Below are 3,080 nucleotides of genomic sequence, written 5' to 3'. Positions count from 1 at the left end.
CAAGGGGGTCCCTATTGCACGCCGATAGGGGGTCCCTTTTAGACGCCGATTGACAGCGATGATCGCGCGTGTCCGCCGTATCGCCGTCAAACCGCCCGTCGCCGTCCATGTCGGCGGCGTAATCGCGCCCGACCTCGGCCAGATGGACCGTCCTGAACAGATCGCTGCGGCTGGCCTCGACCCCGACGCGATCAAGGCCCGCAACGTCGATCACCGCAATATAGAAGGCCTCGTCCGCCTTATACTCCAGCGAGCCATACAGCTTGCCGTCGGCCGGGTTAAACGCCAGGTCGCCAAGATGGCCAGTCCACCCGACCAGCGTCCCCGCCAGCCGCCCCTCAAGGTCATATTTGGCCAGCAGGTTGGTGAAGGAATAATAGATGAAGCCGCCTTCGAGATCGACGGCGACGCCCTGCACATGGCCGGCGTCCCACGTCCCGCCGTTGTGACGCAAAGGCAGCGGGACTGGGGGTTGTGGCTCTGCCGTCGAGGCCACAGACTGATCAGGCAGCCACGCGACTAGAGCCGCCATCACGAACGTCACGCCCGCCCGCTTCAATGGCGCAATACTGAAATACATCCCGGCCCCCTGCGACGGCCACGGGGTCTAGGGTGGGTTCATGATCGCTCGCTCACGCTTCGGCTACATTCGCGCCAAGTTTGGATGACGATAGCTTTGCGATTACGCCGCGGACGGATAAGCGCCAAGTGTGGACGGCTCCCCTTTGGCAAGGGTTATCTGACGTTCTGCTGAGCCTGGTCGCTGCGGCCATGTGTTCGACTTGTTGGTGCGGCATGACCGCTGGCCATAATGCCTTCCGCGAAGCCGGATGCCGCCCAAAAGCACGCGCTCGAGGCGCTCTGGCGCAAGTGGGGTTTTCCCGCCTTCCGGTATCGACCGGCTGTCGCATTACATCCTGTCCGCCCTTCCCAAGTTCTTTGGCCTCGGCGCTGAGCCTCGACCTGTCTGTATGCCGCCAGCGGCTCCCCCCTAAATTCACTTCAGCAGGAAGCGGACACGCTTAAGGTCCGCTTCGAGTCATGAGCGGCCGCCAACGACCTGCGCAGGTCTTAGCTTGTTTTGCGCAGGTTTTAACTTGTCTCGACATGAGCATGGCGACCCCGGAGGGACTCCAACCCCCGACCTCGGCTTTAGGAAAGCCTTGCTCTATGCAGCTGAGCTACGGGGCCACGGCGTCACTGCCTAAAGGAGGTTGCGGCGTCAGGGAAGCCCCTGCGGTTTCCCTTCGCGCTGCGGGTCGCTCACGACGGCTCCGCCTTGTGGTTAAAGGCCGTTAAGCTACAATCCCTAGTATGGAACAAAGCCTGAATCGGCCGACGTCGCCGATTCGGTCATGATTCGTTTCGCCCGTGTTCCAGAGGGCGGTAAGGTTCCGCTTACCATTTCTCTTTCGCCGACATCCCGACCGTCGCGCCGCTTGTGAAAGTCGGCGGGGTTCGCCACCTTGGGACGGTCATGAGCGACCGTTCCGCAGGCATGGCCCCGTCGCGCGTCACGGCGATCCTGGGGCCCACCAACACCGGCAAGACCCACCTGGCGGTCGAGCGGATGCTGGGTCATGGCTCAGGCATGATCGGCCTGCCGCTGCGCCTGCTGGCGCGCGAGATCTATGAGCGGATCGTCAAGCGGCGCGGGGCGGCCTCGGTCGCCCTGATCACCGGCGAGGAGAAGATCGTCCCGCCGCGTCCCGCCTATTTCGTCTGCACGGTCGAGGCCATGCCGCTGGAGCGGTCGGTCGATTTTCTGGCGGTGGACGAGATCCAGCTGGTCGCCGATCCCGAGCGCGGTCACGTCTTCACCCAGCGGCTGCTGCACGCGCGCGGCCGGTTCGAAACCATGTTCCTGGGCGCCGGGACGATGGCGCCGTTGATGCGGTCGCTTGTTCCGGATGCGGAGATCGTCACCCGCGACCGGCTGTCGACGCTGTCTTACGCCGGGTCGAAGAAGCTGACCCGCCTGCCCCGGCGTAGCGCCGTCGTCGCCTTCTCGACCGAGCAGGTCTACGCCATCGCCGAACTGTTGCGCCGTCAGAGGGGCGGGGCGGCGGTGGTCATGGGCAGCCTCAGCCCGCGCACCCGCAACGCCCAGGTCGAGCTGTTCCAGTCGGGCGAGGTCGATTTTCTGGTCGCCACCGACGCCATCGGCATGGGGCTGAACATGGACGTGGACCATGTGGCCTTCGCCGGTCTGAGGAAGTTCGACGGGCGACGCACGCGCTGGCTGCACGCCGCCGAGATCGGTCAGATCGCCGGGCGGGCGGGGCGGCACCTGCGCGACGGCACCTTCGGCGTCACCGGCGAGGCGGAAGAGCTGGATGAGGATCTGGTCGAACAGGTCGTCGAGCACCGCTTCGATCCGGTCGAGGCCGCCGAATGGCGCAGCGGGCGGCTGGACTTCGACACCCTGCCCGACCTGCTCCGGTCGCTGACGGTGACGCCGGATCGGCATGGGCTGCGGCTGACGGCGCAGGCGCTGGATGAGACGCTGCTGCGGCGCTTTGCGGCCGATGAGGACGTCAGGAAGATCGCCCGCTCGCGCGGCGCCCTGATGCGGCTGTGGGAGGCGTGCCAGTTGCCGGACTTCCAGAAGACGACGCTGGACGAACACGCCCGCCTGTCGAAGGAGATCTTCACCGCCCTGACCAGCCAAGGTCCTCACGGGAGGGGCGGCCGCCTGACCGAGGACTGGGCGGCGCCGCGCTTCAACGATCTGGATCGCGACGACGGCCAGATCGACCAGCTTTCGGCGCGGCTGTCGGGGGTGCGGACCCTCAGCTACATCGCCAACCGGCCCGACTGGATGGCGGGGGCGCAGGAATGGCGCGACCGGACCAAGGCGCTGGAGGAACGGCTCAGCGACGTGCTGCACGAACGGCTGACGGCGCGGTTCGTAGACCGTCGCACGGCGGCGCTGATGCGGGCGCTGAACGTGCGGTCCGACGTGCTGGCGGGCGTGGCCGACGACGGCGAGGTCACGGTAGAGGGCGAGGTCGTCGGCCATCTGGACGGCGTCTGCTTCACCGTCGACGCGGGCGGATCGGCGCTGGCCGACCGGGCGC

General features: G+C 66.4%; 2 protein-coding genes and 1 tRNA gene. 1 reads left to right on the top strand and 2 read right to left on the bottom strand.

Annotated features, from left to right (window positions below; all coding sequences use genetic code 11):
* Together RT567_RS15405 and RT567_RS15400 are read right to left on the bottom strand one after the other, a co-directional pair.
* Positions 1-418, bottom strand: a 418-nt coding sequence (locus RT567_RS15405) for a hypothetical protein (RefSeq protein WP_313577115.1), incomplete at its 3' end; no start/stop codon positions are given.
* 696 nt (positions 419-1,114) lie between these two features.
* Positions 1,115-1,191, bottom strand: a tRNA-Arg gene (locus RT567_RS15400).
* A gap of 286 nt (positions 1,192-1,477) precedes the next feature.
* Here RT567_RS15400 and RT567_RS15395 point away from each other — a divergent pair.
* Positions 1,478-3,080, top strand: a 1,603-nt coding sequence (locus tag RT567_RS15395) for a helicase-related protein (RefSeq protein ID WP_313577114.1), incomplete at its 3' end; no start/stop codon positions are given.

Origin of the sequence: Brevundimonas sp. (assembly GCF_032107865.1) — a bacterium.
Lineage (GTDB): Bacteria > Pseudomonadota > Alphaproteobacteria > Caulobacterales > Caulobacteraceae > Brevundimonas.
This window is presented reverse-complemented; position numbering and strand designations above follow the sequence as displayed.